This is a genomic window from Corynebacterium sp. HMSC05D03 (assembly GCF_001807205.1).
Lineage (GTDB): Bacteria > Actinomycetota > Actinomycetes > Mycobacteriales > Mycobacteriaceae > Corynebacterium > Corynebacterium aurimucosum.
This window is the reverse complement of the sequence record NZ_KV788186.1, coordinates 22,596-48,212: the sequence shown is the minus strand read 5'-3', so window position 1 is coordinate 48,212 and position 25,617 is coordinate 22,596. Positions and strand designations below refer to the sequence as shown.

The 25,617-nt window shown below is 61.3% G+C and carries 24 protein-coding genes and 1 pseudogene; 13 read left to right on the top strand and 12 right to left on the bottom strand.

Annotation, left to right across the window (positions count from 1 at the left end):
• Positions 1-336: 336 nt before the first annotated feature.
• Together HMPREF3147_RS09715 and glpX are read right to left on the bottom strand one after the other, a co-directional pair.
• Entirely contained in the window at positions 337-1,737 is a 1,401-nt protein-coding gene (locus HMPREF3147_RS09715; protein WP_070447035.1) for a class II fumarate hydratase, read from the bottom strand.
• A 98-nt stretch (positions 1,738-1,835) separates the two neighbouring features.
• Positions 1,836-2,855, bottom strand: coding sequence for a class II fructose-bisphosphatase (glpX, locus tag HMPREF3147_RS09710; RefSeq protein WP_070447033.1), 1,020 nt, complete (start codon positions 2,853-2,855; stop codon positions 1,836-1,838).
• A 201-nt stretch (positions 2,856-3,056) separates the two neighbouring features.
• On the opposite strand from glpX, the gene HMPREF3147_RS09705 reads away from it, so the two are divergent.
• A complete protein-coding gene (locus HMPREF3147_RS09705; protein ID WP_070447031.1) occupies positions 3,057-3,647 on the top strand; it encodes a DUF4245 domain-containing protein in 591 nt (196 codons plus the stop codon).
• A gap of 10 nt (positions 3,648-3,657) precedes the next feature.
• Here the strand turns inward: HMPREF3147_RS09705 and HMPREF3147_RS09700 are convergent, their stop codons facing one another.
• The 3 genes from HMPREF3147_RS09700 to xseA are packed head-to-tail and all read right to left on the bottom strand — an operon-like array spanning position 3,658 to position 5,600.
• The gene (locus tag HMPREF3147_RS09700; RefSeq protein WP_070447028.1) at positions 3,658-4,014 is read right to left on the bottom strand and encodes a hypothetical protein; all 357 of its coding nucleotides are present in this window, start codon (positions 4,012-4,014) and stop codon (positions 3,658-3,660) included.
• Entirely contained in the window at positions 4,015-4,302 is a 288-nt protein-coding gene (locus HMPREF3147_RS09695; RefSeq protein WP_010187330.1) for an exodeoxyribonuclease VII small subunit, read from the bottom strand.
• 56 nt (positions 4,303-4,358) lie between these two features.
• Positions 4,359-5,600, bottom strand: a complete 1,242-nt coding sequence (gene xseA / locus HMPREF3147_RS09690; RefSeq protein WP_070447026.1) for an exodeoxyribonuclease VII large subunit — start codon at positions 5,598-5,600, stop codon at positions 4,359-4,361.
• Between the two features lie 154 nt (positions 5,601-5,754).
• On the opposite strand from xseA, the gene HMPREF3147_RS09685 reads away from it, so the two are divergent.
• The gene (locus HMPREF3147_RS09685; protein ID WP_201828430.1) at positions 5,755-6,714 is read left to right on the top strand and encodes a 4-hydroxy-3-methylbut-2-enyl diphosphate reductase; all 960 of its coding nucleotides are present in this window, start codon (positions 5,755-5,757) and stop codon (positions 6,712-6,714) included.
• On the opposite strand, the gene HMPREF3147_RS09680 is transcribed toward HMPREF3147_RS09685, so the two are convergent.
• From HMPREF3147_RS09680 to HMPREF3147_RS09670, 3 genes are read right to left on the bottom strand one after another with little or no spacing between them, the layout of a single operon-like run.
• Positions 6,711-7,454 (bottom strand): DUF6542 domain-containing protein, encoded by a 744-nt coding sequence (locus HMPREF3147_RS09680; RefSeq protein WP_246815763.1) that lies wholly within the window; start codon positions 7,452-7,454, stop codon positions 6,711-6,713. The genes HMPREF3147_RS09685 and HMPREF3147_RS09680 overlap by 4 nt on opposite strands.
• A gap of 35 nt (positions 7,455-7,489) precedes the next feature.
• Complete coding sequence (locus HMPREF3147_RS09675; protein ID WP_371325747.1) at positions 7,490-8,590, bottom strand: DNA recombination protein RmuC; 1,101 nt, start codon at positions 8,588-8,590, stop codon at positions 7,490-7,492.
• Between the two features lie 6 nt (positions 8,591-8,596).
• Entirely contained in the window at positions 8,597-10,090 is a 1,494-nt protein-coding gene (locus tag HMPREF3147_RS09670; RefSeq protein WP_070447020.1) for an AI-2E family transporter, read from the bottom strand.
• 47 nt (positions 10,091-10,137) lie between these two features.
• Between HMPREF3147_RS09670 and ychF the strand changes: the two genes are divergently transcribed.
• From ychF to HMPREF3147_RS09650, 4 genes and pseudogenes are all read left to right on the top strand, one after another.
• Positions 10,138-11,223 carry a redox-regulated ATPase YchF gene (gene ychF / locus HMPREF3147_RS09665; protein ID WP_070447018.1) on the top strand — a complete coding sequence of 362 codons (1,086 nt, stop codon included), beginning with the start codon at positions 10,138-10,140 and terminating at the stop codon, positions 11,221-11,223.
• Between the two features lie 29 nt (positions 11,224-11,252).
• A complete protein-coding gene (locus HMPREF3147_RS09660; RefSeq protein ID WP_070447016.1) occupies positions 11,253-12,467 on the top strand; it encodes an amidohydrolase in 1,215 nt (404 codons plus the stop codon).
• A 142-nt stretch (positions 12,468-12,609) separates the two neighbouring features.
• Positions 12,610-12,942: pseudogene (locus HMPREF3147_RS09655) on the top strand (DJ-1/PfpI family protein); the annotation flags it as partial.
• A gap of 228 nt (positions 12,943-13,170) precedes the next feature.
• Complete coding sequence (locus HMPREF3147_RS09650) at positions 13,171-14,082, top strand: cation diffusion facilitator family transporter (RefSeq protein WP_070447014.1); 912 nt, start codon at positions 13,171-13,173, stop codon at positions 14,080-14,082.
• A 9-nt stretch (positions 14,083-14,091) separates the two neighbouring features.
• Here the strand turns inward: HMPREF3147_RS09650 and HMPREF3147_RS09645 are convergent, their stop codons facing one another.
• Together HMPREF3147_RS09645 and HMPREF3147_RS09640 are read right to left on the bottom strand one after the other, a co-directional pair.
• Entirely contained in the window at positions 14,092-14,400 is a 309-nt protein-coding gene (locus HMPREF3147_RS09645; RefSeq protein WP_070447012.1) for a hypothetical protein, read from the bottom strand.
• 11 nt (positions 14,401-14,411) lie between these two features.
• Positions 14,412-15,959, bottom strand: a complete 1,548-nt coding sequence (locus HMPREF3147_RS09640; protein WP_070447010.1) for a succinic semialdehyde dehydrogenase — start codon at positions 15,957-15,959, stop codon at positions 14,412-14,414.
• 90 nt (positions 15,960-16,049) lie between these two features.
• Here HMPREF3147_RS09640 and HMPREF3147_RS09635 point away from each other — a divergent pair, with 90 nt between their 5' ends.
• The 4 genes from HMPREF3147_RS09635 to HMPREF3147_RS09620 all read left to right on the top strand — a co-directional run bounded on the left by HMPREF3147_RS09635 (position 16,050) and on the right by HMPREF3147_RS09620 (position 20,982).
• Complete coding sequence (locus tag HMPREF3147_RS09635; protein ID WP_070447008.1) at positions 16,050-17,222, top strand: alanine racemase; 1,173 nt, start codon at positions 16,050-16,052, stop codon at positions 17,220-17,222.
• Positions 17,219-18,502, top strand: coding sequence for a D-arabinono-1,4-lactone oxidase (locus HMPREF3147_RS09630; protein WP_070447006.1), 1,284 nt, complete (start codon positions 17,219-17,221; stop codon positions 18,500-18,502). The genes HMPREF3147_RS09635 and HMPREF3147_RS09630 overlap by 4 nt, the downstream gene beginning before the upstream one ends.
• A gap of 100 nt (positions 18,503-18,602) precedes the next feature.
• Entirely contained in the window at positions 18,603-19,793 is a 1,191-nt protein-coding gene (locus tag HMPREF3147_RS09625) for an MFS transporter (RefSeq protein WP_070447004.1), read from the top strand.
• Between the two features lie 214 nt (positions 19,794-20,007).
• Positions 20,008-20,982 (top strand): HNH endonuclease signature motif containing protein, encoded by a 975-nt coding sequence (locus HMPREF3147_RS09620; protein ID WP_246815762.1) that lies wholly within the window; start codon positions 20,008-20,010, stop codon positions 20,980-20,982.
• 282 nt (positions 20,983-21,264) lie between these two features.
• Here the strand turns inward: HMPREF3147_RS09620 and HMPREF3147_RS09615 are convergent, their stop codons facing one another.
• The gene (locus tag HMPREF3147_RS09615; protein ID WP_004601215.1) at positions 21,265-21,654 is read right to left on the bottom strand and encodes a heavy metal-responsive transcriptional regulator; all 390 of its coding nucleotides are present in this window, start codon (positions 21,652-21,654) and stop codon (positions 21,265-21,267) included.
• Between the two features lie 108 nt (positions 21,655-21,762).
• On the opposite strand from HMPREF3147_RS09615, the gene merA reads away from it, so the two are divergent.
• The 3 genes from merA (at position 21,763) to HMPREF3147_RS09600 (ending at position 24,850) form a co-directional block, all read left to right on the top strand.
• Positions 21,763-23,187, top strand: coding sequence for a mercury(II) reductase (merA, locus tag HMPREF3147_RS09610; RefSeq protein ID WP_046648249.1), 1,425 nt, complete (start codon positions 21,763-21,765; stop codon positions 23,185-23,187).
• 146 nt (positions 23,188-23,333) lie between these two features.
• The gene (locus HMPREF3147_RS09605) at positions 23,334-23,897 is read left to right on the top strand and encodes a TlpA family protein disulfide reductase (protein WP_070447002.1); all 564 of its coding nucleotides are present in this window, start codon (positions 23,334-23,336) and stop codon (positions 23,895-23,897) included.
• Complete coding sequence (locus HMPREF3147_RS09600; protein WP_070447000.1) at positions 23,894-24,850, top strand: cytochrome c biogenesis CcdA family protein; 957 nt, start codon at positions 23,894-23,896, stop codon at positions 24,848-24,850. The genes HMPREF3147_RS09605 and HMPREF3147_RS09600 overlap by 4 nt, the downstream gene beginning before the upstream one ends.
• 279 nt (positions 24,851-25,129) lie before the next feature.
• On the opposite strand, the gene HMPREF3147_RS13035 is transcribed toward HMPREF3147_RS09600, so the two are convergent.
• Positions 25,130-25,617: IS6 family transposase (locus HMPREF3147_RS13035; protein WP_246815761.1), on the bottom strand; the 488-nt coding region annotated here is incomplete at its 5' end.

Genomic DNA, 25,617 nt, shown 5'->3' with positions numbered 1-25,617 from the left:
TATGGCGTAGCGCACAGGAAGGGGGGGGGGGGGCAGATGGTAGCAACCCTACCCTTCGCGCTCACCAGCAGCATGCGCTGTGGCTGATTAAGGCTCGCCGTGAGCGCGAAGGGCGCGAAGTGATGGCTTGGAAAGGAACTCTCAAGCCCAAAACTGCCCTAGTTGACGAAGTTATTGCCAGATCTTGAGTCATGAGCGGTGGTTTTGGCAGATCGGGCAGTTGCTGCCCCCGACCTTGTTGTTGGCCCCGCAGGGCGGATGAGAAAACAGCGAAACCGCCCTGCGCGCCACCTCAAGGAGGTGGTGCGGAGAGCGGCGGCGTGGGCGAAAGCGAGCTTAGAAGTTGTCGCGGTCGCGGTTGGTCATGGTGAGAACGTTGAGGCGCTCATCGAGTTCCTCCTCCGTGAGGTTCTCGCCGTCGACGAAGCCGAGGTCGATGACGGCTTCGCGGACAGTGATCTTCTCGTTCAGTGCGTGCTTAGCTGCCTTAGCGGCGTTCTCGTAGCCGATCTTGGAGTTCAGCGGGGTGACGATGGAGGTGGAGGACTCCGCAAACTTCTTCATGCGCTCCTCGTTGGCCTCGATGCCGTCAACGCACTTCTCAGCGAAGACGCGGGAAACATTAGCCAACAGGCGGGAGGACTCGAGAACGTTGCGGGCCATCATCGGGATGTAGACGTTGAGCTCGAAGTGGCCGTTGGAGCCGCCGAAAGCAACAGCGGCGTCGTTGCCGATGACCTGGCTGACCACCATGGTGGCGGCCTCGCTCAGAACCGGGTTGACCTTACCCGGCATGATGGAGGAGCCCGGCTGCAGATCCGGGAGGTGGATCTCCGCAAGGCCGGTGAGTGGGCCGGAGCCCATCATGCGAATGTCGTTGGCAATCTTGTTGAGGGAGATAGCAACGGTGCGCATGGCGCCGGAGAACTCGACGAGGGCGTCGCGGGCAGCCTGGGCCTCGAAGTGGTTCTTGGCCTCGGAGAGCTGGTCAATGTCGGTGAGCTTCTTGAGCTCCTCGGTGACCTTGCCGCCAAACTCAGCGTCGGTGTTCAGGCCGGTACCGGTAGCGGTGCCGCCGATGGCCAGCTCACCCAAGCGCGGCAGGGTGGCCTCAACGCGCTCGATGCCGAGCTCGATCTGGCGAGCGTAGCCGCCGAATTCCTGGCCCAGGGTGATCGGGGTGGCGTCCATTAGGTGGGTACGGCCGGACTTAACTACATCAGCGAATTCCTTGGCCTTGGCCAGCAGGGAATCGTGCAGGACCTTGAGGCCCGGGATGAGGTCATTCACTGCAGCCTCCGTTGCCGCAACGTGGGTTGCAGTGGGGAATGTGTCGTTGGAGGACTGACCCATGTTCACGTGGTCATTCGGGTGAATCTCCACGCCGTTCTTGTGGGCGATGGAGGCGATGACCTCGTTGGTGTTCATGTTGGAGGAGGTGCCGGAGCCGGTCTGGAAGACGTCAATCGGGAAAGCATCGTTGTGCTTGCCCTCTGCAATCTCGGTGGCGGCGGCGATGATGGCGTCAGCCTTCTCCGCGTCCAGCTTGCCGGAGTCCTTGTTCACCTGAGCACAGGCAGCCTTCAGGAGGCCGAGAGCGCGAATCTGCGCATCCTCGAGACCGCGGCCGGAGATCGGGAAGTTCTCCACAGCGCGCTGGGTCTGGGCACGCCACAGGGCGTCTGCCGGAACCTTTACCTCGCCCATGGTGTCGTGTTCAATGCGGTATTCAGTCATGGATTCACCTTTTCTGTGAAATGAGTTTTATTGGGTTCTTTATGTGTGCCGTGGCACGGCATTCATGGCCACCGTAGCACTCTTCCTAGGAAAGTGAACTAGCTTTCCTTATCGTGGGGGTTGGTGTAGTCGACCACGGAGTATTCCTGCAGCTTAGCCAGCTTATGGATGGAGTCGACGTAGCGGATGGTGCCGGACTTGGAGCGCATGACCAGAGAGCGGGTGGTGGCACCGTTCGGGCGGTAAGAGACACCGCGGAGCATATCGCCATTGGTCACACCGGTAGCGGCGAAGTAGCAGTTTTCGGAGGAGACCAGATCGTTGGTGGTGAGGACGCGGTCGAGGTCGTGGCCAGCCTTGCGAGCCTTCTCGGCTTCCTCCTCATCCTTGGGCCATAGCTTGCCCTGGATTTCTCCGCCCATGCACTTCATAGCGCAGGCGGTGATGATGCCCTCCGGGGTGCCGCCGATGCCCATCATGATGTCGATGGAGTTGCTGTCCTGGCAGGTAGCGATGGCGCCTGCGACGTCACCGTCCATGATGAGGCGAACCTTGGCACCGGCCTCGCGGATCTCACGGATAAGGTCATCGTGGCGCGGGCGGTCGAGAACGACGACGGTCAGGTCAGCTGGCTTGATGCCCTTGGCCTTGGCCACGGATTTCACGTTCCACTCCACCGACTCATTGAGGTCGATGGCGCCGACTGCCTCGGGGCCGACAGCGATCTTCTTCATGTAGAAGACCGCGGACGGGTCGTACATCGTGCCGCGCTCGGCAGCGGCGATGACAGAAATAGCGTTCGGGCGGCCTTCAGCCATCAGGCGGGTGCCGTCAACCGGGTCGACGGCGATGTCCATCTCGGCGCCCTGGCCGGTGCCGACCTTCTCGCCGTTAAACAGCATCGGGGCTTCATCCTTCTCGCCTTCGCCAATGACGACGACACCGTTCATCTCGACGGAGTTGATGAGCTTGCGCATAGCATCCACCGCGGCGCCGTCACCTTCATTCTTCTGTCCACGGCCAACCCAGCGACCCGAGGCGAGTGCTGCCGCCTCGGTGACACGCACCAGCTCCATGGCTAGGTTGCGGTCGGGGATATAAGACGTGTTATCAGACATGTTTGATTAGTCCCTTTCTTTTCAGGTGGCTCGGCCCGGGGTGGGGGACAACCCGGAATACATATTTCATTCTTCCACTTTTCTTCCGGTTTCAAGCCCGAATGCCTCCCCCAGAAGTGGGATGTGGGGGTGATTGCTGCCAAAAGCGCAGGTAGGAGGCCGCTGTCGCATGTGGTGGAGCAGGCGTGACATACTAGGCGAGTGGCATCTGAAGATAAACCAAAGATTTTTGAGGACGCGCGCGATATCACCCTGACGGTGGGCGTCATCCTCATCATGATGTTCCTCGCGGTTGGGGCAACGGGACTGTGCTCAATCAACCCCGAAAAGTCGGGGCCCGTGCAGAACGTGGATGCCGCTACCTTCTTGGAGATGGAAGCGCGCGGCAGCGGGGCTGTCATTAGGGAGCCGGATATGCCGGAGGGCTGGCAGCCCACAGCCGCGCGGCGCAAGCAGATGGGTGGCGAATCTGGTGCTGTGGTGAGCTGGCTGACCACTAACGATGGCTATGTTGAGTCAGTGCAGACGCAGCTGGCGCTTGGCGATGTCCCCGGGGCTTATGACTCCAATTATCGTGCCAACTCCGAGCGGCGCGAGGTAGCGGGCCAGGACGTGGAAATTCTCAGTAGCGATGACAAAGACGTGCGCCCGCTGTGGATTACCGACTTGGGGGATGCCCGCCTCGTCCTCACCGGCTCTGCCTCCGATGCCGACTATGAAGCGGCCCTGACCGCATTTACTGAGGCCGAGCCACTCCAGATCGCTGAGGATGGAAGCGTCATCAGCGACTAGGTTCCGCTGATTAACGGAAGGTTACGCTCTGCAGTGTGGTTCCGTCCCATTCCACCTCGACCGAATCTCCAGCGGCGCTGGTGAGGGACTCTGGATCGAGGCCGCTCAAACGCGTCTTGCCGAGGTATACATCTACCTTCTCATGGAGGGACTTGCCGGGGAAGAGGGCAATCTCGCTGAGCTTATTCTCACTAAAGCGCAGAACAATGGAGCCGGAGAAGTAGCCGATCTCTTCGCCATTCGCGGTGTGCGGGGGGCCGAAGAACTCTTCAGCGAGCTGGCGCGAATCACCGAAGACCATGGACCCTGCTCCGCCTGACTTGGAGACGAAGTCCACGCGATCTCCCGGGTAGCCGTAAATCTTCATTTAGTCTTCTCCTGCTTCTTCGTTGTGAGCTGCACTATCGGTGCCCTCTGCGTTCTTTCGGAGGGCCTCCTCTACGCGCTTCGAGGCACCGTCGAGGTGCGCCTCGCAGGCCTTAGCTAGGGCCTCGCCGCGCTCCCAGTACTTGAGGGATTCATCCAATCCCATCTGTCCTAGCTCGAGGATTTTCACTGTTTCAATGAGCTCATCACGAGCCTGTTCATAGCTCAGCTCTTCCACCGGCGGGAACGCGTCCTGGCCGGGCTGGCCGGCGCCAATCGTGTCAGTCATGAGGTGAAGTATCTTCTTTCTCTTGTATGTTCCGTCTTAACTATTAACTGTTCTGTTTAATCTGCGGCCTGAGAAGCCATTGCAGCAGCGGTGATCGAGCCATCGCCCACACGTATACGCAGCTGCGAACCCGGTGGTGATTGCGTGTAGCTCGTGACGACCTCCGGACCTCTGCCATCGCGCGGAAGGACTTGCACGATGGCATAGCCGCGTTCGAGGGTGGCCGAGGGGCCTAAGGCGGAGACCCGAGCACGCAATGAGGCTACCTGGTTGGTTTCGCGGTCCAGATAGTGGCTCATCACCCGGCGGATCAGCGCGAGATTTCGCTCCAGCTCCTCGCGGCGTGCGTTGATAGGCACCATCGGATCTGCAAGAACCGGGCGGGAGCGGATGTTTTCGAGTCCGCGGCGCTCTCGGTCCACCCAGCCGCGCAGCGCTGCCGCCATGCGCGAGCGTGCTTCGGAGATCAGCGCGTATTCCTCGGCGGCGGAGGGTACGACACGCTTGGCCGCATCGGTGGGGGTAGCGGCGCGGAGATCGGCGACATCATCAAGCACCGGGTGATCCGGCTCGTGGCCGATGGCGGAAACGACAGGGGTGCGGGCCTCCGCCACGGCGCGTTGCAGTGCCTCCTCGGAGAAGGGGAGGAGGTCCTCCACTGAACCGCCGCCGCGAGCAATGATGATGACATCTACGTCTGGGTCCGCGTCGAGAGTCCGCAGAGCGTCAATCACCTGGGTAACAGCCGTGGCTCCCTGTACTGCAGTATTGATGACGTTGAACTGGACCGCCGGCCAGCGGTCCTGTGCCACAGACAGGACATCGCGCTCGGCATGGGAGCCGCGGCCAGTGATGAGGCCGATTTTCTTGGGCAGGTAAGGAAGCGGCAACTTGCGCGAGGGATCACACAGGCCTTCCTGGCGCAGCTTCTGCCGCAACATTTCCACCCGAGCGAGGAGATCTCCGATGCCGACGTGGCGGATTTCGGTCACCCACAGGGAAAAGCTTCCGCGCCCAGCGTAGAAGGCAGGCTTGCCGTACACCACGACGCGGTCGCCATCTTTGAGCGGTGAAGGAGCATTGCGGATGAGCGAGGTGTTGCATGTCAACTGAACAGACTTTTCCTGCTCGACATCACGCAACGTGATATAGGAGAGCTTCCACGTCGGCTTCATGTTCAACTGGGTAATTTGCCCCTCCACCCAGAGGAAGCCGAGACGCTCGATCCAGCCTTTGACTTGGTCGTTGACCTTGCCGACGGGCCACGGTGTCTCCGCGGAATTGGCCGGTTGGTTCACGCGCAGTCCTTTCTCTTGAGCGGTCTTCTCGTTGGGGTCTGTTCCGAACAGTGTATGGCTCAGTCTAGGAGGCGCGCCGGACATCCGGTGTCACCGGCCAAGCTGGTTGGGCGGGAACTACAGTATGTGCGTGACTTTCGATACTGTGGGTGCCATGACTGAAACTGCAAAGAAGGTGCTCCTGGCGGCTCCCCGCGGCTACTGTGCCGGCGTGGACCGTGCTGTTGAGACAGTGGAAAAGGCGTTGGAGAAGTACGGCGCCCCGATCTACGTGCGCAAGCAGATTGTGCACAACCGGTTCGTTGTTGAATCCCTGGCTAAGCGTGGTGTCATCTTTGTGGAGGAGGCTTCCGAAGCCCCCGAAGGCGCTCATCTCGTGTTCTCTGCACACGGCATCGCGCCGAGCGTGCGCAAGGAGGCACAAGAGCGCAAGCAGCTCACACTCGACGCCACCTGCCCGCTGGTGACCAAGGTCCACAAGGAGGCCCAGCGCTTTGAGCGCGATGGCTACCAGATCCTCCTTGTCGGCCACGAGGGGCACGAAGAGGTCGAAGGCACCGCCGGTGAGGCCCCGGACGTTACCCACCTGGTGGATGGCTTGGAGGGCGTCGACAAGCTGCCCGATTTCCTGCATGAGGAAAAGCTCATCTGGCTGTCCCAGACCACCTTGTCGGTGGATGAAACCATCCAGATCGTCAACAAGCTGCGCGAGCGCTTCCCGCACTTGGAGAACCCGCCATCAGATGACATTTGTTATGCCACGCAGAATCGCCAGGAGTCGGTCAAGGCCATTGCTCCGAAATGCGATCTCATGATTGTTGTGGGCTCCGAGAACTCCTCGAACTCCAAGCGCCTCGTCGAGGTTGCTTTGGAGGCGGGCTCTAAGACTTCACACCTGGTGGACTTTGCCTCGGAGATCGACGAGGCCTGGCTGGAAGGCGTGAACACTGTAGGCGTGACCTGCGGCGCGTCCGTGCCTGAGCTGCTGGTCCGTGAAGTGCTGGAGTTTCTAGATGAGCGCGGCTACAACGATGTTGAACAGGTGACGACGTCCACGGAGACCATCACTTTCTCCCTGCCACGCGAACTGCGTCCGGCACGTACTGCGCGTTAATCCTCGTCGTAGAGATTTTCTTCCAGCGGCTGGGAGGACCGCTGGGAGCGCTCCCGTGCACGCCGCGCCTTCTCTGCTGACTCAGCGGCGGCGCGACGGAAGTCCTCCCGCTCATCCGCCTCGGGGGAAGCCTGTCGGCGCTTCGCGCGTTCTTCGGCTTGAAGCCGCCGGCGTTCTTCGCGGTCGCGCTCACGGACTCGGCCCGAGCTCGTAGCTTCACGGGCAAGCAGTTCTGCTACGGACAGGCGCTCGGAGCGGCTCCGGCGATCGGAGGCAGCTTCGGCGCGGCGCTTTTCTTGAGCTTCAGCCTCAAGGTTCTTCGCGTGGCTATCGCTGCGCCACAGGCGCAGAACCGCGAGCAGCGCGCAGGCCACAACCGTAACGATGAGCACCGGGAAATGCTGCAGTAGTGGGAAAGCCGTGGTGAGAATCGCGGTTTTGGAAAAGGGCGAGGCACCTTCCGGCAATCCAGCGGTGGAATTGATGAACCCGCCGCCCACGGTTCCTAATGCGTACAGCAGCGGAAGGGAAATCACCGTCATGTAGAGGCCGCGAGTTTCCACCAACCAGGTGACAGCCAGCGAACCGAGTCCAAAAATCAGGGCGAAGGGCAGCCCCACGCTGCCCAGAACGCCGGAGACCGCCAAGGCCACAAGCGTAACGACGAGCGCGACGAGGAGTGCTCGGCTAAGCGGCATCCCGCGGCGGCGAGGGCGGCGACGATTTTTGGCTACAGACACGCCCAGAAAGCTTACCGGGGTTGGTGACCAAAACGTTATTCATTCTGGGCGCGCCGCGGCCAAGAACCGACGCTGCGCGGCTCCACCGGCAGGCGGTCAACGCGGGCTGGAACATCCAGCTCCTTGAGCCGCCGCGCCGTAACCCCGACGCGAGAATCCAAACTGGCCAAGCTTGCGTTATAGGCTTCCACCGCGCGCTCGAGTCCGCGGCCTACCTTGTCGTAGTGCCCGTTAAGAGTGTTCAAGCGCGTATAAAGCTCGCGACCCAAACGCTGGACTTCGCGGGCCTTGTCGGAGATCTCCTCGTGCTGCCAGCTCACCGCGACGGTGCGCAAGAGAGCAAAGAGGGTGCTTGGGGTGGCGATGACGACGTTGCGCTCGAAGGCGAATTCCAGCAATTCGGCGTCGATAGACAGGGCAGCGTCGACGAAAGTATCGGCGGGGACAAAGAGGATCACAAACTGTGGCGTGGGGGAGAAGGCCTCGATATAGTCCTTCGACGCCAGTGCCTGCACGTGGGAACGCATGAGGTGCGCGTGGCGGCGAAGATAGCCTGCCCGCTCCTCCGGGTCCTCGGTCTCCATTGCGTCGAGGTAGGCACTGAGGGGCACCTTTGCATCCACGACAATGCTGCGCCCTCCTGCCAAGTGAATGACCAGATCAGGGCGTACCAGCGATCCGTTGATGCGGGCACTGACTTGGGAATCAAAGTCCACGTGTTTGCGCATGCCACCGAGCTCAACGACGCGCTCTAGTTGTACCTCGCCCCACCGCCCGCGGACATTGGGGGAGCGCAGCGCGCCGACCAGCTTGTCCGTGCGATCAGACAGGCGTGTTGAGGTCCGAGTTACCGCCTGGACCTGGCTGCTGAGTGCTGCGAGCGAGGTCGCTCGATCTTCCTCTATTTCCTGGAGCTGTAGCCCTAGACGGTCCATGGCTTTCTCCAGCGGAGCGAGCTCTGCTTGGCGGCGCTGGGACTCTTGCAGGGCGCGATGCTCCTCTGGAGGCTGGGCGGACTGCGCTGAATAAGCGCGGGCTAGCCAGCCCAATGCGGCCCCAATGATGAGGCCGAGGAATAGGAGCACTATGGGTAGGGAAGACGTCATGCCTGCCATCATGGCATGCGTCCCGGACATGAAGAATTAGTCTTTATCCTTTGATTGCAACATCTGTTCGAGAGCGCTAATTGCGCGCTTGATTCCCGCTCGTGCTCCTCCATCGCGTTCACTGAAATCCGCATCAACGTCGACATTCGCGTCGATCTTTTGGTCCAGAGGGCTCGTGCCGTTGTGGGTGACGTCTTCGGCTGCGCCTTCGGGTGCGGCGTGGTCGGGGATGGACAGCCACTGCTCGCGCTTGTGATCACCCTGTTGCTGCGTGTAGCGCCCGATGAGGAAACCAGCGACGGTCGAAAACTCCAAGTCCTCGGCAGTTCTTTCGCCCGATTGGAGCATCATCATGTCCTGGAAATAGCGGTAGACCACCGCGATGGTCGCTGCGGCCGGGACGGCGAGGAAACCACCGATGAGGCCGAAGAGCGCGGAACCCACGGTCACGGAAATCAACACGATAACCGGGTGCAGGTTCATGGCCTTCGACTGCAGCCACGGGGACAGCACGTTGCCCTCGAGCTGTTGGACCAGCAGTACTAGGCCCAGCACGAGCAGCGCCTTGGTGAACCCCAAAGACACCAGCGCGATGGTCACGGATAGTGCGCCGGCCACGATCGCGCCGACAAAGGGGATGAATCCGGCGATGAACGTGATGATGGCAAGCGCCATCGCCAAAGGTACACCGATGAGTGCCAGGCCGAGGCCGATAAAGACAGCATCAACGGCGGAGACCACTGCTTGTGCCCGCACGAAACCGCCCAACGTGGACCACACGCGGGTCAGCAGCTCAGTGAGGTGCCAGCCGGTCCGGCGCCCCGTGGCCTGGCGCAGCCAGGGCAGGAAGTTGTGGCCGTCCTTAAGGAAGAAGAACGTCAGCACCACGATGATGAAGAGCGTGACCACGATGGAGGTCGCCGTGCCAATGCCCGTGAATACCGAGCCCGCGATGGACCCTGCTTGGCGCTGTAGCCACAGGGCGATTTCATCGATATAGCCGCCGATCTCATCCGCGTCGAGGTTGAGCGGAGGGCCCTGTGCCCATAGCTGCAAACGTTGAATACCTTCGACAGTCTGCAGATATAGCGTCTGGGACTGCCGCGCGAAGTCCGGTGCGATGAACATAAAGAGAGTGCCCACCGCAGTAAAAGACACCAGAATGGTCACTGCCGCAGCGAGGGCTGACGGCAGTCCCTTGCGCCGCATGGCACCGGCAATGGGAGCAAGCACAGTGCAAATAATCAGCGCAATGAGAACGGGCAGGATGCCGCGCCAGAAGTTGCCCAGCATGCGGAAGGAGGCATAAAGGAATATCCCAATGATGGTCAGGCGCAGTGCCCACAGCGATGTGGACTTGATGACCTCGCCGACCACCACAGAACGATCCACCTGGTTGCCGGGAGGGTGCGGAGAGACAGCCTTCAGCGAAGCAGCATCGACGGAGTCATCGAAACGCCCGCCGAGCGCTGCCTCCGCGGCGGCGAACTCAGAGGAAGAGGCGTTGGGGGATGGCTGATCAGAACTCACCCCACCATCTTGCCTCAAAAGATCCGGGGTGCGTTAGGATTGGCCCCGTGAGTCTTACACTTGGAATCGTCGGCCTGCCCAACGTGGGCAAGTCCACTTTGTTTAATGCCCTGACCCGTTCTGACATCTTGGCGGCGAACTACCCGTTCGCCACGATTGAGCCCAATGTCGGCCTCGTTGAGCTTCCCGATTCCCGCCTTAACCGCCTTGCGGAAATCTTCAGCTCCGAGCGCATCCTCCCGGCCACCGTGTCCTTCGTGGATATCGCCGGCATTGTGGAAGGCGCTTCCAAGGGTGAAGGTATGGGTAACGCCTTCCTTGCCAACATTCGTGAGGCTGATGCCATCTGCCAGGTGGTGCGTGCCTTTGCTGATGAAAACGTCATCCACGTCGACGGTGAAGTCAACCCGGCACACGACATTTCTGTCATCAATACGGAGCTCATCCTCGCGGACCTGCAGACCATCGAGAAGGCCTTGCCGCGCTTGGAAAAGGAAGCCCGCAAGAACAAGGATTTGGCCGAGACCGTGGAAGAGACCAAGAAGGCCCAGGCCATCTTGGAAGATGACCGCACCCTCTTCGCTGCTTCCAAGAGCGACGAGATCGACCTATCCCTCCTGCGCGAGCTGCACCTCATGACCGCGAAGCCCTTCCTTTATGTCTTCAACTCGGATGAGGCCGTGCTTACCGATGACGCCAAGAAGGAGGAGATGCGCCAGCTCGTCGCCCCTGCGGAATGCGTCTTCCTCGATGCCCAGACCGAAACTGACCTCCTTGAGCTCGATGAGGCGGAGGCACTGGAACTGCTCGAGTCGGTGGGCCAGGAAGAGCCTGGCTTGGCGACGTTGGCCAAGGCCGGCTTCGCCACCCTCGGCCTGCAGACCTACCTGACCGCAGGCCCGAAGGAAGCCCGCGCGTGGACCATCAAGCAAGGTTCCGCGGCTCCGCAGGCTGCGGGTGTTATCCACACCGACTTTGAGAAGAAGTTCATCAAGGCCGAAATCGTCTCCTTCGATGACCTAGACGCCGCTGGCTCCATGGCAGAGGCCCGCAACGCCGGCAAGGTGCGCCAAGAAGGCAAGGAATACATCATGCAGGACGGCGACGTCTGCGATTTCAAGATCGGCGGCTAGTTAGCCACCACTCCGCGTAGGCTGTGGGCATGAGTATCGCCCACATCCTAGACCGCGCAGCAGAGGCCACGCAGTGGCAAGAGGCCCTGTACAAGGATCTGCACCAGCATCCTGAGCTCAGCATGGAGGAGGAGCGCACCCGCGGTGTTATCGCGGATAAGCTCCGGGAATTTCCAGGAGTCGAGGTGCTGGAATTCGGCGGGGGAGTCGTCGGCATCCTCCGCAACGGCGAAGGTTCGACTGTCCTAGAGCGTGCCGATTTCGACGGCTTGCCCATCACAGAGGACACCGGCCTGGACTACTCCGCTTCGGGCGAGGCAATGCATGCTTGTGGCCACGATGCCCACGTGAGCGCCTTGTTGGGTGCCACGGAAGCGCTGGCGAAAGCGACCGATGCGTGGTCCGGTACATTCGTCGCTCTATTCCAGCCGGGCGAGGAGACCGCTGAGGGCGCGCAGTCCATGGTGGATGCGGGCCTCACCGATAGAGTCCCCACGCCCGATGTGGCCTTTGGTCAGCACATCTTCATCGATAAGAATGCTCCCGCCGGTAGCGTGCTGATTGCGCCCGGCCCGGTCTTGTCTACAGCGACCTCACTCACCGTCACGGTCTATGGCCACGGTTCTCACGGCTCGATGCCGCACCTCAGCGTCGATCCGGTGGTGCTGGCCAGCTCCATCGTTCTGCGGCTGCAGACAGTTGTCTCCCGTGAGGTCGACCCCCACCACTTCGCCGTGTTGACTGTTGGCGCCCTGCAGGCGGGTTCGAAGGCAAACATCATCCCGGACTCGGCGACCCTGCGCATCAACATCCGTGCCTATGACGAGGACGTCAGGGCTCAAATCGTAGAGGCAATTCACCGCATTGTTAAGGCAGAGTGCCGGGCAGTGATGTCCCCGCGCGAGCCAGAGTTTGTGCAGAGTGATAATTACCCCCTTACCGTCAACGATGAAGACGTGACCAAAAAGGTGCGCGCGCAGCTTATCGACGTTCTGGGTAGCGACAACGTCCTCGACATGGAGCCGTGGACCGCCTCGGAGGATTTCTCTCGCATCCCCGATGCCTTCGGCGCTCCCTATTGTTTCTGGGGCTTTGGCGGGCGTACCGATGGCGCATCAATTCCTAACCACAATCCGCGCTTTACGCCGGAGCTGCAGCCGACGCTCACCACGGCGACGCAGGCTCTGATAGCCGCTGCTTACGCCTATCTGGGGAATCAGCGTAAGGATGTCCCTAAGGAGTAGCTAGGAACTGCTTGGTGATGATGGGGCGGTCGACATGCTACTCGCGCACCCAACGCGAAAGCGATCGAGTGTAGCGACGTGGTAGGCGAGTTCTCTCCGGGGGTAGCGAACTCGTCAACATCGCGTTAGGCTGGCTTCTCCATTCGACGGCATCATTTTGCCAGGTGGTACCGGTAATGCGGATATGCTCCGTCTGGACAAGTCCGCTGTAGAAATTGTGCGCAATCACGTCACCCAGGATCTCCCGCTGGGCGTTATTTGCCACGGTGCTTGGATCCTGACCGATGCCGATGTGCTCAAGGGCCGTACCCTTACTTCTTTCCCCAGCTTGCGGACCGACCTGCGTAACGCCGGCGCTACCTGGGTAGACGAAGAGGTTCACTGCGACCAGGGTCTGGTTTCCTCCCGTACCCCGGACGATCTCCCAGCCTTCAACGCTAAGTTGGTTGAGGAATTCGCAGAGAGCCAGCACTAAACCTTATGTTTAGTAAAGCCGCGGGCGCGCAACCTGCGGCTTTTTGCGTCTTGCTTCCGCCGTAAGGCCTCTATATTGTTAGATATTCCTGAAGGGGAGTAGTTCCCTCGGATACTTTCCGAGATGCCTGGTCGACATACTGGCTTTTCCGCCCGGCCAGCCAGCGTTTGCATTGCCTGCGGCGTGAACGAGACCTTCGGTCCGCACCCGAACCGAAGGAGTTTTTAGTTGTCTTCTCTTAGCTCAGAGCAACTACTGCTCGAGCGCTTTATGAAGCTCTCTATCACCACCGCAGTGGCCACGATTGCGCTCAAGGTCATCGCTGCCGCGGTGACGGGATCTGTGGGCTTTCTTTCCGACGCCCTCGAATCCGGCGTTAACCTCGTTGCCGCCGTTGTGGGGTTTGTGGCTATCAAAATTGCGGCAAAGCCGGCCGATGCGAACCATCAGTTCGGTCACGGCAAGGCCGAGTATGTGTCCGCGCTGGTCGAGGGTGTGATGATCTTCGTCGCTGCAGCGATGATTATCTACACAGCCATTCGCCGACTTCTGGATCCGCAGCCGCTGGAGCAACCTGGGCTTGGCCTCCTGCTGTCGCTCGTGGCTTCCTTACTTAACCTGGGCGTGGGCCTTCTGCTTGTGCGCGCGGGCAGGCAGCATCGTTCGGCCACTTTGCAGGCGGACGGAAAGCATCTGCTTACCGACGTCTGGACGTCCGTCGGCGTCCTCCTCGGCATCGGCGCGGTCAGCCTCACGGATTGGTTGTGGCTCGACCCAGTCATCGCGTTTGCCGTGGGCCTCAATATTTTGTGGACTGGCTACAAGTTGCTCAAAGAATCACTGAGCTCCCTGTTGTCGGAGTCCCTGCCTAAGGAAGAGCATGCGCAGCTTGATGCCCTCCTTAACGAACTGGAGGAGCGTCATGACGTGGAGATCACGTCGCGTCGTACCGTTGCTTCGGGCCGCAACCGCTTGGTGTATCTCACGATGGATGTTCCCGGCCAGTGGACAGTGCTGCACTCGCACACTGTTGCCGACAGAATCGAGGACGCCATCGACGAGCTATTCCCCGGCGCTGAGGTCTTTATCCACGTCGAGCCCGCTGGAACGGTTCATCGCCGCATTTTGCGAATGCCGTAACGCTTGCAGCTAACGCAAGCTGGCCACGCCGCGTCCGCCTTCCATTACCCACGGCCAACTGAGACCGTTCTTGGTCAGGACATCATTGCGGATCTCATCGGGGATAATCCATTCCTTGTTGGCATAGCCCAGCAAGTATTCGTCACACTCAGCTCGCAAGGAGAGCGCACGAACGCCGGCATTGTAGGTCTGGCCCTGCAGAGCAAGGAGATGTTCAGCCACTTCTAGCGCCGACGTGAGGGGCCGCGCCGCCGATGGTGCAAGGCCTTGAGCAATGAGCCGACGTGCGAGAAGCTCGTCGCGGGTAAGTTCCTTCATGGCTGTTTAGGCTAGAGCCGGAAGGTCTTCATCAGCTGCATGCCGGTGGACACCAGCTGACGGAAGCGCTCCGGGGAGATGTACTCCGAGGGCGCAAGCGGGTGTAGGCGTTGCTCGGCCACGGTGCGCTCATTGGCCCACAGGCGCATGCCGGTAATACCGTGGCGGTGGTTCAGGCCAGACTCCTTGACGCCGCCACCGGGTGCGGCGATGGAACCATAGGCGGCTGCGAAGCCCTCATTGATGTTGACCATGCCGGCTTCCAGCTGGGAAGCCACCTTCCACGCGCGGCGGGAGTTTCCGGACCACACCGATGCGGATAGGCCGTAGGTCGTGTCGTTGGCGAGCTGAATGGCTTCGGCGTCGGAACTTACCGTATACACCGCGAGCACTGGACCGAAGGTTTCGGTGGCATAGAGATCCATCTCTGGGGTCACACCAGTCAGCACGGTGGGCTCGTAGAAGTAGGGCCCAAGGTCCGGCCGGGCCTTTCCGCCATAAACCACGGTGGCGCCCTTGGAGACGGCGTCCTTGACGTGGGCAACTACTGCATCGAGCTGGCGCTGCGAGGACAACGAGCCGATGGTGGCAGCATCGGTGAAGGCCGCCCCAAGCACCTGCTGGTCCAGAGCGTTCTTGAGTTCGAAGAGGAACTCCTCGAAGACGCTCTCGTGCACATAGGCGCGCTCGGCGGACATACACAGCTGCCCGGAGGAGGAGAATGCGGTGCGCACGGCGCCTTGGGCGGTGGGCTTAAGGGGGGCGTCGTCAAGCACCAGCATCGGGTTCTTGCCACCCAGCTCCAGCATGGTGGGGATGAGGCGCCCCGCAGCCTGGGTAGCGATGGACTTGCCAGCCTTGGTGGAACCGGTAAAGGAAAGGCCATCCACCAGGGGAACGAGGGCATCGCCCACCTCCGCTCCGCGGCCGGGAACCAGCTGCCAGGCAGCCTCCGGAAGGCCCGCCTCGATGGCTAGGCGCCTCAGCAGAATCGCCGTTAGCGTGGTCTGAGAATCCGGCTTGTGCACCACGGCATTACCAGCCGAGAGGGCTGCCAGAACATCGCCAACACCGAGGGACAGGGGATAGTTCCACGGAGAGATTAGCCCCACCACGCCCAGTGGGTAATGCTGGGTGCGGGTCTTAGTCAGCACGGGAAGCGCGCCGGGGTGGCGGTCAGCGCCGAAAGCTTTGCGGATATTGACCGCGTAGAAGCGCGCGCAGTTATACAGATCCATCAGCTCGTCATAGGCATGGGAGCGGGACTTGCCGTTTTCTGCCTGGATGAGGTCGAGGATGAGCTCCTCGTTCTCCTGAACGAGGTCGTGCAGGCGCAGCAGGATGGTGGCGCGGTCACCTTGGCCAACGCCGGCGCGCGCATAGTTGACGGCTTTCTCGACGTCCCCGGCAGTGGCGACAGGGAAGCTAAAGAGATCCTCACCGCTAAAAGGCGCGTGAGCCTGGTGCTGCTCACCCGTGCCGCGAACATCGCGGGCGGGGTCCGTGTCTAAGAAATTGAGCACTCGATGGGGCAGACGGGTCTGAGTGAAGGTCTTCATGCGGTCTATTGTCCCAAAAATATGCGAGGGCGCTATAGATTTTTCGAGATTTGTCTCACAAACTAAATTAATCGTGGTTAGGATAACGCTATGCCAATCCTCGCGACTACTCCACAGGCCCAGGTGCGCGCGGCCGTTGAGCCGCTCGTCAGATCTGGAAAAAGCCCAGCGCCCGTAGGCGTTATTGACCTCGCCGCGTTTGACTACAACGCTGCACAGATGCCGACTCGCGCCGGAGGACTACCCATCCGCGTGGCCTCGAAGTCGATCCGCAGCGTGGCAGCACTTCGTCGCGCCCTCGAGCACGAGGGCTACCGTGGCATCCTCGCCTATTCCGTTCCAGAGGCTCTGCATCTGGTGGGAGAGGGCTTCCGCGACATTGTGGTGGCTTATCCGAGCGTCAACCGCAAGGCCCTGCGTGAGCTTGCCGCGGATGGCACCGCGCGCGAGGCCATCACCATCATGGTGGATAGTGCTGAGCTCTTAGACCTGCTTGAGGGATCCCTGCGCGTGGCCATCGACATTGATTGCACCCTCCACGTGCCGGGGGCGGTCATCGGCCCGCGGCGCTCACCCGTGCGCACGCCGGAACAGGTCTCAGTATTGGCGCGCGAGATTCTTCGGCGCGGGCACCGGCTTGTCGGACTCATGGCCTATGAGGGTCAAGTGGCATCCGTCGCGGATGGCCTGCCGGGGCCGGTGGGGGCAGTCAAGCGCTGGCTGCGCACCAAGTCCATGGCGGACCTGGCCCCGCGGCGCCGTGCTTGCGTGGAGGTCGCGCGGGAGATAGCGGACATCGAATTCGTCAACGGCGGCGGCACGGGCAGTCTCCAAGAATCCGCGGCCGAAGGAACCTTGACCGAGCTGGCCGCTGGCTCCGGTTTCTACACGCCGGCGATCTTTGATGACTTCACCGGCATCAACCACAAGGCAGCAGCGTTCTTCGTTTGCCAGGTCTCCCGCGTTCCCGCGCCGGGCTGGGCCACGGTCAACTCCGGAGGCTGGATTGCCTCCGGACCACCCGCGAAGGATCGCGTTCCGGTTCCGGTGTGGCCGGCAGGGCTGAGCTATTCCAGCACGGAGGGTGCCGGTGAGGTGCAGACGCCTCTCCGAGGCATGGATATGAATGTCGAGGACTTGGTGTGGTTCCGTCACGCCAAGGCCGGCGAAATGACAGAAAACGTCGACCGCCTAGTGGCCGTTGGAGAAGACGGCGTTGATGTATGGGATACCTATAGAGGACAAGGATGGACACTCCGATGACAACCACATTTAGCAATTGGGCAGGATCGGTCACCACGAAACCGCAGGAGTTTGTACAGCCCTCCCGCATAGACGAGATCCCTGGAATTATTAGCCGCTCCCGCAGCGTGCGTGCTGTGGGCGCTGGTCACTCTTTCACTCCCATTGCGGCGGGGGAGGAGACGATGCTCAATCTCGATCACGTGAGTGGTCTGGTGAGCGTCGATAAGCAGCGCAAGCGCGTCCGTTTCCTGGCAGGCACTCGCTTGCGGGACGTGCCCAAGCTCCTGCGCCCCTTCGGGCTTGCCCTGGCTAACCAGGGTGATGTGGACCCGCAATCGCTGGCGGGCGCGATTTCGACCTCGACCCACGGCACCGGCATCAATTACACGGGCTTTGCGGGGACGGTCACTGGGCTGACGCTTATCGACGCCGACGGCAACACCCGCAGCTATTCCATCGACGAAGACCCAGAACTCCTTCGCCTCGTGGTCGTCAGCGTGGGCGCGCTCGGCGTGGTTGTTGAAGTTGAAATGCAGTGTGTGGACGCCTTCGACCTGCTGGCGGAAGAATCTGGCATTGCCTTCGATGAGCTGATGGATAATTGGGAGGAGCTCTCTCGGGGCGTCGACCACTTCGAGTCCTACTGGTTCCCGCACACCGACCGAGCGATGGTCAAAGCCAACACGCGCTTAGAGCCGAACGGGGAGCGCCGCTCACGCCTTAAGGCGCTTATCGACGATGAGCTCATCGGCAACGGCGCCTTCGCCGCAGCCCTGGCTCTGGGGCGTCTTCTTCCGGGGACGATTCCGACGCTCAACAAGTTCGCCACCTCGGTTATCTCTCATAACCGCTACCGTTCAGCTGCTCACGACGTGTTCGTCAGCCCGCGCCGGGTTCGCTTCCACGAAATGGAGTATGCGGTGCCGCTTGCCGACGGCCCCGCCGCCGTCCGCGAGATCCGCCGCTTCATCGACGAACAGGACTGGCGTATCGGTTTTCCGATGGAGCTGCGCACGACGGCCGCGGATGACGTTGCGCTGTCGACAGCATCGGGCCGCGAATCGATGTACATTGCCTTCCACATTCCACGTGCGCTCAACCCGCAGGATTATATGCCGAAGCTCGAGCCCATTCTTCGGGCAGCGGGTGGGCGCCCGCACTGGGGCAAGATGAACTCCCTGTCCCGGAAGGACTTTGCTCAACTTTATACAAGATTTGATGAGTTCTGCGAGCTGCGCGAAAAGATGGATCCGGAGTGGAAATTCGGTTCGTCCTACCTGCGGAAACTGTTCGGATAGGGGCGTCGTCAAGCGCTGCACATTCCGAAAGTGGGATTCGAAAGTATCTCTGATCTTTGGTAGCGTGTGGAAGTCTTAATTCCATACGCTGTCGAAGAAGGTGTCTCAAACGTCCTCTGAATCCCGTTCCCTTATCACGCCGACATTTGTGTTCGCGTGGTTGGTAAATTTTGCCCAATTTACGGTCTTTTATCTACTCGTGACCATCATGGCACTCTATGCCGTCGAGCAGTTCCAGGCCTCGGACACAGCGGGCGGGTTTGCCTCAAGCGCCTTCGTGGTGGGGGCGACGATTGCTCGCCTCTTTTCGGGCTACATTGTGGATGCTGCTGGGCGGAAGCGCTCGCTGGTCATCTCCCTCATCGTGGTCACTGTGGCGATGGCGCTGTATTTCCCAGCTCAGTCACTGCCACTATTGTTTGCTGTCCGTATCGTGCACGGCTTCGGCTATGCGGTGGCATCGACGGCGGTGATGGCTGTGGCGCAATCGGTTATCCCGGACCATCGTCGCGCAGAGGGAACGGGATACTTCGCCTTGGGGACGACGCTGGCCACCGCTTTTGGTCCGGCGGCAGGTTTAGCGATTGTCCACAACGCCGGCTATAACTCCGTGTTTCTAGTGGCGTTGACGCTGACGGTGGTGGCCTTGGGGCTGGGGCTCGTCGTCAAGGCGCCGGCGCAGGAGCATCGAAGCGTCTCCTTCTCCTTGGGGAATATTGTGCACCCAGCGGTGGCACCTTTTGGCGTGTTCATTCTTTTGGTCGGTGTTGCTTATACGGGCATTATCACCTTCCTGAATGGCTATTCCTCCCACGCGGGGCTGGAGAAGGGCGCTAGCTACTTCTTCTTGGCTTATGCGGTGGTGAGCCTCGTTCTGCGCTTTGTGCTGGGTAGGCTGCAGGACCGCCGTGGTGACAACATCATCATCTACTCTTCACTCGTCTTCTTTATTGCCGGCTTGGCTGTCCTGGCTTCGGCTGGTGCTGATTGGCAGATTGTTGCTGCGGGGGCCTTGGTGGGTATCGGGTATGGCTCTATCCTGCCGGCGGGTCAGGCTATCGCTGTGCGTCTGGTGCCGATGCATGAAATGGGTGCGGGGATCTCGACCTTCTTCTTGCTGCTGGACCTAGGCATCGGCTTCGGCCCGATTCTGCTGGGACAGGTCATCTCCGCGACGGGATACTCCGCCATGTATTGGATGCTGGCAGCCTTGATGCTGGTTGCCTCAGTGGTCTATTTCTTTGTTCATGGGCGCAAGGACATTGCGCGCGGTGACGTGCGTTATGAATAGAGCCCTCGTGAGCATCACCCTGGCCAGTACTGTAGTTTTGGCGCGGACCCCGAGCGTCTGATGTCGAATGTGTAGTCTAAACCTGGGGTTGATACCCCCGTTTATAGTAACGACTTGACATGAATTTAGTGCTGGCTATGGCTATGTGGGGTGTGTGGTACTAGAATCATGGTTAGAACACTTCTTCTAACTCATGTTGATCTCGGGGGAGACCATGACCACTACTGCTACACGCCCGCCTACCTTTTTCTTTTCCACCACCAACCCTAATAATCCACATGCGATGGCTCGTGCTCAAGCCCGGAGAGCCACCTATAAAACCTGGGTCGGGGCCATGCCCAGCCTCGACGCCGATATCAACACCACCGCACTATCCCTAGTGGCGGCCTGGTCACTGCCGGAAGGCCACATCAAATCAGGCCTGCGCGCTATCCACCGGCTAGAAAGTCTGCCGAAAGTCAAAGCCATACAAGACACCCACTGCCTGCTCGACATTGAATCCCTCATTGCTATCGATCAACCCATGTCAGCACTGACAGCCTTGACTGATGAAACCCTGGATTTTATCGACACCCTCCTGGCTGACTTCTTCACCCCTTCTAAGCCGAACCAAGCTTTTCCTACACGTAGTCAAATCAGGCGCAAAGTCCGCGATATATGTAAAACCCTGGATGATTCCATCGCCTACCAAGATACCCGGCCTAAAGATACCTACCGGTTTTCTTCTAACGGTACTTCTGCCTGGTTGGAACTGCAGGTTGAAGAAGACACCGGCATGAAACTCGATGCCTTCATCCACCAGACCGCCGCCAAGGAAGACATCACTGTCCCTGAGGCAGTCATCAAACTGCTTTCCGGTGAAATACAGCCACCAGCTACCGTGGTGCTTCACACCTACCAGGCCTGCGATATTGAGGATGCACCGACCTTTATTGAAGGCTTCGGCTGGCGAGCTGAGCCCATGCCACATGACAAGATGCGGGATTTAACCGAAGAGATAAAAGAGGCCGATGGCTACCAGCCAGGAATCATCATGCGCAAACTTGTCGAAGGCCGCGACGGTACCTGCCGGGTCGGCGGATGCGGCGAGCCTGCTTTTCTCAGCCAGTTGGATCACCGACACAACTGGGCCGAAGGCGGGCCAACCCACCCGAAGAACCTGGTTTTCGCCTGTCGATCATGGTGGTGATGGTGCACAGAATTATGAACGCAAGGGCCCACCAACTACCTGCTCGCGAAGACTGTTCTTGTCCACCGGGAACTGTCTTATTTCCGTCTTCCCGTAGGGGACTATTTTTACTTTGGCTCAAAATGCACCAAAGGTATTATCCTCAACCGCCAAAATGTTACTTCCAGGTAAGAAATAGTCCCTATTTATAGATAGCTCCTGGCGGTTAATCCTGTCATCCTGGCTCTCGTCGAGCTGCAACTCTCGCATAGCGTGGTTGCTAAGGAGGTGTGCCCAATTGGATTACAAGTACCTACACACTTGATCGGTGCTGCACGTTTCAGGGTCCGGGTGCGCGGCGTCCTGTCTGAGGTCCGCGATAGTGTCGCGCAGCACGGAGAGCTGCGCGATCTGCTGCTCGATCTCAGCGAGGCGCACGTCAAGCAGGTCGCGCACGTGCTCGCAGGGCGCCTGGCCGCCGTCGCGGATGTCGAGGATCTGGCGGATCTGGGCGAGGGTCAGCCCGGCGGCCTGGCCCCGGTGGATGAACCCGACCCGACCCACGGCATCCTCGGCGTAGTCCCGATAGCCGGAGGCCAATCGCTCGGCCGGAGGGAGCAGCCCCGACTCCTCGTAGAACCGCAGGGTCTTGGTCGTGGTTCCGGTTGCTTCCGCAAGCTGTCCGATCCTCATGTTCGCCGATTCCCCTTCCAATGGCCACCACACTTGACCTTCCATTGTACTGGAAGGTTCACAATGGTTCCATAGGAACTTTTGAACCACAGGGAAGAGACATCTGGAATGACAAACGAAAAGTTCGATCTGGCGATTATTGGTTCCGGCGGCGGAGCGTTTGCGGCCGCGATCCGGGCCACCGGACTGGGCAAGCGCGTCGTGATGGTGGAGCGCGGCACCGTGGGCGGGACATGCGTGAACACGGGCTGCGTCCCGTCGAAGGCGCTCCTGGCTGCCGCGGAGGCCCGCCACGTGGCGTTGGATTCGGCCCGCTTCCCTGGGGTGGCGGCCTCGGCGGGCCCGGTGGACATGCCGGCCCTGATTCAGGGCAAGGCCGCGCTGGTTGAAAGTATGCGCACGGAGAAGTACGTCGATCTGGCCGCGGACTACGGGTGGACGATGATCTCGGGGGACGCGTCGTTCACCGGAACCCAGGACGCACCGCTGCTCCGGGTGATCTCCCCGGATGGTGCAGTGAGAACGATCGAGGCCGGGCACTACCTCGTGGCCACTGGCTCCGCACCCTACGTGCCGCCCGTTCCCGGACTGGCCGAGGCCGGGTACCTGACCTCGACGACGGCGATGGAACTGGACGAGGTGCCCGAATCAATGCTGATCCTGGGCGGAGGCTATGTTGCCCTGGAGATGGCACAGCTTTTCTCCCGGCTGGGCTCCCGGGTGACCATGCTGGTCCGTTCCCGGTTGGCCTCGCAGGAGGAACCGGAGGCATCCAAGGCGTTGGCGGGGGTGTTCGCCGACGAGGGGATCCGGGTGGTCCGGCGGGCCATGGCCGACTCCGTGGCCTCCGGCCCGGACGGGGTCTCGGTGACGGCAAACGTGGCCGGGGGCGAGGAGGTGTTCCGCGCTTCCCGCATCCTCGTGGCACTGGGCCGCCGCCCGGTGACCGAGGGACTGGACCTTGACGCCGTCGGGGTGAAGACCGGCGCATCCGGCGAGATCGTGGTCGATTCCCGCCTGGCCACGTCCAACCCGCGGGTTTGGGCCGCCGGGGACGCGACCGGCCATCGGGAGTTCGTTTACGTCGCAGCGGCCCACGGCGCCTTGGCCGTGGACAATGCGTTCACCGATGCCCTGGCCGAGGTCGACTACCGGCACCTGCCCCGGGTCACCTTCACCAGTCCCGCCATCGGGGCGGTCGGGATGACGGAAAAGGAGGCTGTCGCCGCCGGGATCAGCTGCGAGTGCCGGGTCCTCCCCCTGGAGTACGTGCCGCGAGCCGTGGTCAACCGCGACACCCGCGGCTTCATCAAGGTTGTCGCGGACCGCGACACCGGACGGATCCTGGGCCTCTCCGCGGTGGCCAAGGACGCCGGGGAAATCGCCGCCGCCGGCGTCTACATCCTCGAAGCGGGCATGACCACCGCGCAGGTCGCCGCCGCCTGGAGCCCCTACCTGACGATGGCCGAGGGCATCAGGATCGCCGCCAAGGCCTTCACCACCGACGTCTCCGAGCTCTCCTGCTGCGCCTGAGCTTCAGCCCCCACTACCGAAGCAAAGGAATGCCCTGACCGCCACCGACCAGGCCCTCACCTATCTGTTGTCCCCGAGCACCACCGCACCGACCACGGCACCGCCTGAGTCCCCATCCCCATTCCTGGAAGGAACCACCAGACACCATGACATACCCGAGATCCCGCCGTTCTCTGTCCGTTCCCCGGCCCAGGCACCTCGCCTCCGCCCTGTTTCTGGCAGCGGTCATGGCACTGACAACCGCCTGCGCCAGCTCACCGAGCGGCCCGTCGGCCGCGCCAGGCGGTTCGTCGCCCGACGCGGCCGGTGCCGTTGCTGTTACGGTCTCCGACATTGACGGCACTACCCGGACCATCCCGGACGGTAAGCCCGCAGCACTGTTCTTCTTCTCTGCCGGATGCGGTGAGTGTGCGGAAGGGGCCGATTCCCTGAACAAGGCCTCCACGGCCCTGGGAAGCTCGGCCGACTACCTCCTGGTGGACGTGGACCCCCGAGAACCGAAGGAGACCATCAACGGATTCCGCGATTACATCAAGGCCCCTGAGCTCCCTGCCGTCATCGACACCGAGGCCACACTGACCACCCAGTACAAGGTCACCTCCATAAGCACCCTGGTGGTGGTCGACGCGAAGGGCGACGTTACCTTCCGGGCCACCGACCCGTCTGCGGAAAAGATCCAAGAAGAACTCACCAAGGCCGGTGCCCAATGACAGCCCTGCTTGCCCTGGCCTTCGCCGCTGGAATGATTGCCCCGGTCAATCCCTGCGGTTTCGCCCTCCTGCCCGCCTGGATAGCCCAGACCATCGGGGACGCCCGGACGCGCCCGCTCGCGCTGCGTCTGGCCCACGGGCTCCGGGCCGGGCTCGCGCTCAGCCTCGGCTTCGCCGGGACCCTGGCAGCCTTCGGGCTGATCGTCAGCGCGGGCGCCAGGACCCTGATCAGCGCAGCGCCCTGGCTGGGAATGGCCACCGGGGTGATCCTTCTCCTGCTGGGCCTGGCCATGCTCACCGGACTCACACCACGGCTCCGTCTGCCGGCCTGGGCCAAGAAACCCCGCACACAAGAAGCCGCAGGGGCAGGTCACAAAACCGGGCGCATGGTGGCCTTCGGGATCGGATACGCCGCAGCATCCCTCGGCTGCACCCTCGGGGTGCTCCTGGCCGTGATCGCCCAAGCCCAGGCCGTCGCCAGCTACGCCGGGCTGCTCGCGGTCTTCGCCGCCTACGCCGCAGGCTCGGCCACTGTCCTGATGCTCGTTTCGGCAGGCACGGCCATCGCCGGGGCCGCCCTCGGGCGAAGAATCACCGGCTTGGCCAAGCACAGCAACCGCATCGCCGCCTTCATCCTCACCATAACCGGCGCCTACCTCAGCTGGTATTGGTATCCCGCCGCCACCGGCGGAACCGCACAGGCCAACAGCCTCGCCGTATGGTCAGCCGCCGCCAGCGCCTGGATCAGCGACAACAGCACCCTGATCGCAGCCCTCGCCGCAGCCGTGGTGCTCGCATCGGCATTGGCCGCCCTCAACCGGCGCAGGAGACTGCGCATCAGACAGGGAACGCCGCCCACAGGCGAGGGCCCCGGGCAAAGCGGGGAACCCGACTGCTGCACACCAACTCCGGACAACAACTCGACCGAGGACCGGCCAGGCACGATCCCGTAGCTGGCCGAGGACTCCCAAAAAGCAATGGGGAGAGGGAACCTTGCCCATCTTCTGGCAAACGAGGCGCCCGCCTATCAGGACAGGTTGGTACAGCGGCATCAGGCCGGAAGTCAATTCGTGCAGAGGACTTCGGGCAATCCGTCAGGAGCCCTCTGTACCGCCCCCGCAATGACGGGAACGTCAGTGTGGTGGACTTCGGAAGGTGCTGTTGCAAAGTTGGGCGGAGAGCCGAGACGACCCAGTTTCTCATTTCCTGATGGCCGCTGCGTGCTGGCGTTCTCAGGCCGTCTCGAAGACCCGGTTGACGATCACCGCGTCCGGATTGGGGTGCCCATAAGCAAACATCGTGCCCTGACCTTTCCGTAATGAATGCATCGCTTCCATCCCTTTCAACGTCCGGTAGGCGGAAATTCGGTTTTTGAACGCCCCCTTCGGTCCCAGGATTCTTTTAAGTCGGCCATGATCTCCCTCGAGAACGTTGTTCAGGTATTTCACCTGCCGGTGCTCCACCGTCTGAGGGCAGATTCCCTCCGCCTTCAGCTCGGATATTGCCTTGGCCAGAGCTGGTGCCTTGTCGGTGTTGATGACCCGCGGGGACCCGGCTGTCGTATTCGATCGTAGCGTCTTGGCCAGGAAACGCTTGGCCGCAGCCACATTCCGTTTTGGTGAGAGGTAGAAGTCTAAGGTCTGCCCACCGGCGGTAATAGCCCGGTAGAGATAGCACCACGTGCCGCCGACCCGGATATAGGTCTCATCCACCCGCCAGG

Excerpts from the sequence above, each read along its gene's own strand:
- HMPREF3147_RS09620 (WP_246815762.1), top strand. The coding sequence starts at position 20,008 with ATGACCACTACTGCTACACGCCCGCCTACCTTTTTCTTTTCCACCACC.
- HMPREF3147_RS09715 (WP_070447035.1), bottom strand. The coding sequence starts at position 1,737 with ATGACTGAATACCGCATTGAACACGACACCATGGGCGAGGTAAAGGTT.
- HMPREF3147_RS09675 (WP_371325747.1), bottom strand. The coding sequence starts at position 8,590 with ATGTCCGGGACGCATGCCATGATGGCAGGCATGACGTCTTCCCTACCC.
- HMPREF3147_RS09645 (WP_070447012.1), bottom strand. The coding sequence starts at position 14,400 with ATGAAGGAACTTACCCGCGACGAGCTTCTCGCACGTCGGCTCATTGCT.
- HMPREF3147_RS09635 (WP_070447008.1), top strand. The coding sequence starts at position 16,050 with ATGCCAATCCTCGCGACTACTCCACAGGCCCAGGTGCGCGCGGCCGTT.
- HMPREF3147_RS09685 (WP_201828430.1), top strand. The coding sequence starts at position 5,755 with ATGACTGAAACTGCAAAGAAGGTGCTCCTGGCGGCTCCCCGCGGCTAC.
- HMPREF3147_RS09700 (WP_070447028.1), bottom strand. The coding sequence starts at position 4,014 with ATGAAGATTTACGGCTACCCGGGAGATCGCGTGGACTTCGTCTCCAAG.
- HMPREF3147_RS09600 (WP_070447000.1), top strand. The coding sequence starts at position 23,894 with ATGACAGCCCTGCTTGCCCTGGCCTTCGCCGCTGGAATGATTGCCCCG.
- glpX (WP_070447033.1), bottom strand. The coding sequence starts at position 2,855 with ATGTCTGATAACACGTCTTATATCCCCGACCGCAACCTAGCCATGGAG.
- HMPREF3147_RS09615 (WP_004601215.1), bottom strand. The coding sequence starts at position 21,654 with ATGAGGATCGGACAGCTTGCGGAAGCAACCGGAACCACGACCAAGACC.
- HMPREF3147_RS09660 (WP_070447016.1), top strand. The coding sequence starts at position 11,253 with ATGAGTATCGCCCACATCCTAGACCGCGCAGCAGAGGCCACGCAGTGG.
- HMPREF3147_RS09695 (WP_010187330.1), bottom strand. The coding sequence starts at position 4,302 with ATGACTGACACGATTGGCGCCGGCCAGCCCGGCCAGGACGCGTTCCCG.
- merA (WP_046648249.1), top strand. The coding sequence starts at position 21,763 with ATGACAAACGAAAAGTTCGATCTGGCGATTATTGGTTCCGGCGGCGGA.
- HMPREF3147_RS09640 (WP_070447010.1), bottom strand. The coding sequence starts at position 15,959 with ATGAAGACCTTCACTCAGACCCGTCTGCCCCATCGAGTGCTCAATTTC.
- HMPREF3147_RS09630 (WP_070447006.1), top strand. The coding sequence starts at position 17,219 with ATGACAACCACATTTAGCAATTGGGCAGGATCGGTCACCACGAAACCG.
- HMPREF3147_RS09605 (WP_070447002.1), top strand. The coding sequence starts at position 23,334 with ATGACATACCCGAGATCCCGCCGTTCTCTGTCCGTTCCCCGGCCCAGG.